Origin of the sequence: Stenotrophomonas sp. PS02289 (genome assembly GCF_029960115.1) — a bacterium.
Taxonomy (GTDB): Bacteria; Pseudomonadota; Gammaproteobacteria; order Xanthomonadales; family Xanthomonadaceae; genus Stenotrophomonas.
This window is the reverse complement of the sequence record NZ_JASCOZ010000270.1, coordinates 1-3,553: the sequence shown is the minus strand read 5'-3', so window position 1 is coordinate 3,553 and position 3,553 is coordinate 1. Positions and strand designations below refer to the sequence as shown.

The window sequence follows — 3,553 nt, the reverse complement described above, 5'->3', positions numbered from 1 at the left end:
GCGGTAATGAGGGCCGGCCAACGGCCGGCGCTACCATCCCCTGACACTAGACGCATTCCGGTAGATCACGACCGTTGGTCGTGATCGATCACCCTTCCGCCGACGGCGGATTCGACGCCAGCAACTCGCGCTGGCGCTGCTCCATCTCCGCCCGCAGCTGCCGGCGGATCAGTGCGGCGGCATGCCGGCGGCGCTGATTGCTGCCGTCCAGTTCAAGCGCGGGCACCGGCGTAGGTTTCCCGTCGTCATCCACCGCGACCATGGTGAAGAAGCAGCTGTTCGCGTGGCGTACGCTGCGTTTCATGATGTCCTCGGCGACCACCTTCACCCCGATCTCCATCGATGAGGTGCCGGTGTAGTTCACCGACGCCAGGAAGGTGACCAGCTCGCCCACAAGAATCGGCTCGCGGAAGGTCACCTGGTCGACCGACAGGGTCACCACGTAGCGGCCGGCATAGCGGCTGGCGCAGGCGTAGGCGACCTGGTCGAGCAGACGCAGCACCGCGCCGCCGTGGACCTTGCCGGAGAAATTGGCCATGTCCGGCGTCATCAGCACGGTCATGGACAGCTGGTGGGATTTGAGTTCGGTGGTCATGCCGCGATTCTATCCGGCATCGCCACGCAGGGCGTGAGGTTACGCGCTCAACTGCGCCAGTTGCTGCTGCGTCGGGAAACCCCGGGTCAGGTAGCGTGGCGGGTGCAGGTGGCGCAGGTCGCGCTCCAGCAGATCGCCTACGATCCCCATCGCCTTGTTCCAGGGAACTCGGATGACGGGAGGTTCGTCTTCCGCGGGGATGACCAGCGCCAGATAGTCCGTCTTCGGAAGCGAGGCATTCACGCCCTCGGTCCAGCTGGCAATCGAGATCCACTCTTCGCCAGCGGCAAACGCCATGTAAGTCGCTACGAAGATGTCCTCGCCATGCGCCTCATGCACGCGCTCGAGCAACTGCTTCTGTACGTGGTAGGCATCCTGGTTCAACGTCACGCGCAGCTGGCTCTGCTTCTGTCGCAGCGCCTCGGTGGCGGGCTCCTGCACCACAATGCGGCCATCGTCGTCGTGGCGCAGCAATTCCCACGAGATCGCGCGTCCGGCCTTGACCTCTTCCAGCGCGATGTCGAACATCGCGAGGTGCGCGGCTTCGTCGTTCTCACCGGCCACCATCATCAGGTCGCGGGTCGCCAGCAGGAAGACCGGTCGCCCCGAAACGGGAACCCGGTTCACCAGTTCGGGCAGCAGGGCGCGACTGCTGTCATAGCAGTCCTGCCAGTTGGCGCGGAACAGGCCGGGGGCGATGGGCTCGAAGGGTACCTGCTCCTGATCGCGCAGATTGCGGCGCGCGATGTCGAGGGATTCGTGCAGCGAGACACCCCAGTCCGCTGCCGGACCATCCGTCTTGGTCATCGTGTGTTCGGGGTGATCAATGGCGATCAGTTCCACGCACTCGTCGGTGAGCTGGCGGTACTGGAAGGTGTTCGGTGCGTCCCAGCCCTTCTGCGCGATCTCGCCCAGCCGGACCTGCTCCAACTGCGAGGCGCTGCGGATGATCGGCCGCAGTAATGGCCGGATCTCGTCCCATGCCATTTCAGGGGCATTGCTGGCGTGCAGGGCGGTGACGAACTGGTCCAGCGTCTGCTGCTGCTTGCCGCGTTTGGCGCTGAGGTAGGCGTGATGGGCGTTGTGCAGGTTGAAATAGGCACCCTTGCCGACCTGCACGCGGAACAGCGCCGCGTCGTAGCTCAAGGGTTGGGTGATGCCACTGCGGCGGGCGGTGTTGATGAAGCGTTCGGCAAACGCGTCGTTGTCCGGGGTGTCTTTGAACAGCTTGTCCAGCAGGGCGGAGAGCATTTGCGAGCGTCCTTGGTCGATTACGACATGCTCGCTTGGGTGGGGCGGGGATTGCAATGGGCAAAAAGAAGGGCCGCTTGCGCGGCCCTTGTTCGGTTTCGATCATTGCCGCGCTGCGCGCGGCCAGCCGACCAACGGTCGGCTCTACCCGTAAGAAAAGGGCCGCTTTCGCGGCCCATTTCTTACTTCAGCTTCGCATCGGCGCGCAGGGCGGCGGCGCGGTCGGTCTTCTCCCAGGAGAAGGCCGTGGCGTTGACCGTCTCGCCAGCACCGTTGAGGTAGCTGAACTCCTTCGGCTTGCGGCCGAAGTGGCCGTAAGCGGCGGTCTGCTGGTACATCGGGTGGATCAGGTCCAGCATCTTGATGATGCCGTACGGACGCAGGTCGAAGTGCTTGCGGATCAGCTTTTCGATCTTGTCATCGCTGATCTTGCCGGTGCCGAAGGTGGTGACCGAGATCGAGGTCGGCTCGGCCACGCCGATGGCGTAGGAGACCTGCACTTCGCAACGGTCGGCCAGGCCGGCAGCCACGACGTTCTTGGCGACGTAACGGGCGGCGTAGGCGGCCGAACGGTCAACCTTCGACGGGTCCTTGCCCGAGAACGCGCCACCACCGTGACGGGCCCAGCCGCCGTAGGTGTCGACGATGATCTTGCGGCCGGTCAGGCCGCAGTCGCCCACCGGGCCGCCGATCTCGAACTTGCCGGTCGGGTTGATGTGGAACTTGGTGCCCTTGTGCAGCCACTTGGCCGGCAGCACCGGCTTGATGATTTCTTCGCGGACGGCCTCGATCAGGTCCTTCTGCTTGATGCCCGGGGCGTGCTGGGTCGACAGAACGACCGCGTCGATGGCGGCCACTTCGCCATTTTCATAGCGCAGGGTGACCTGGCTCTTGGCGTCCGGACGCAGCCACGACAGCGGCGAGTTCTTCTTCTTGCGGATCTTGGCCTGCTGCTCGACTAGGCGGTGCGACAGGTGGATCGCCGCCGGCATGTAGCTGTCGGTTTCGTTGGTGGCGTAGCCGAACATCAGGCCCTGGTCGCCCGCGCCCATTTCTTCCGGCTTCTTGCGGTCAACGCCCTGGGCGATGTGCGGGGACTGCTTGCCGATCAGGTTCAGCACGCCGCAGGTCGCGCCGTCGAAGCCGACGTCGGAGCTGTCATAGCCGATGTCCACGATGACCTTGCGGGTCAGCGCTTCCAGGTCGATCCAGGCCGAGGTGGTGATTTCACCGGCCACGATGGCGACGCCGGTCTTGACCATGGTTTCGCAGGCGACACGGGCGCGCTGGTCCTGGGTCAGGATCGCGTCCAGCACCGCATCGGAGATCTGGTCGGCAACCTTGTCGGGATGGCCTTCGGACACCGACTCGGAAGTGAAGAGGTAGCTGGACATCAGGCTTAATATCCTTTGATTCGGATGGAAAGATGGCCGCGAATGATACACGGCAAGTGCTGCCATTGCATTGTGGCCCAGCGGGAGTTGCCCGTGGTTAAGCCGGCGTGCCCACCCGGAAAGGCCGCCGTTACGGCATTAGGGCCCAGCATCGGGGGCCAGTGTTCCATCCGCGTGACGGCCGCACGGCCCGCCTCGTCATCAATCTGCCGCCAAATCGCAACCTGGCTGCCGCCTCCCGGGTTCAGGCTTCGCCGGAATTGACGTAGAGCCACGCCCTGCGTGGCTTCGACCCGGCCTGGCACCCCGCAGC

At 64.5% G+C, this 3,553-nt stretch carries 3 protein-coding genes; all 3 read right to left on the bottom strand.

Going from position 1 to position 3,553, the window contains the following annotated elements:
• Positions 1-88: 88 nt before the first annotated feature.
• The 3 genes from QMX83_RS20740 to metK all read right to left on the bottom strand — a co-directional run bounded on the left by QMX83_RS20740 (position 89) and on the right by metK (position 3,240).
• Positions 89-595 (bottom strand): acyl-CoA thioesterase, encoded by a 507-nt coding sequence (locus tag QMX83_RS20740; protein WP_282298514.1) that lies wholly within the window; start codon positions 593-595, stop codon positions 89-91.
• Between the two features lie 39 nt (positions 596-634).
• A complete protein-coding gene (locus tag QMX83_RS20735) occupies positions 635-1,846 on the bottom strand; it encodes a hypothetical protein (RefSeq protein WP_282298513.1) in 1,212 nt (403 codons plus the stop codon).
• A 182-nt stretch (positions 1,847-2,028) separates the two neighbouring features.
• Positions 2,029-3,240, bottom strand: a complete 1,212-nt coding sequence (metK, locus tag QMX83_RS20730) for a methionine adenosyltransferase (protein ID WP_282298512.1) — start codon at positions 3,238-3,240, stop codon at positions 2,029-2,031.
• Positions 3,241-3,553 lie beyond the last annotated feature (313 nt).

Bases quoted from the DNA above. Each gene is read 5' to 3' on its own strand.
- metK (WP_282298512.1), bottom strand. From the start codon at position 3,240: ATGTCCAGCTACCTCTTCACTTCCGAGTCGGTGTCCGAAGGCCATCCC.
- QMX83_RS20735 (WP_282298513.1), bottom strand. From the start codon at position 1,846: ATGCTCTCCGCCCTGCTGGACAAGCTGTTCAAAGACACCCCGGACAAC.
- QMX83_RS20740 (WP_282298514.1), bottom strand. From the start codon at position 595: ATGACCACCGAACTCAAATCCCACCAGCTGTCCATGACCGTGCTGATG.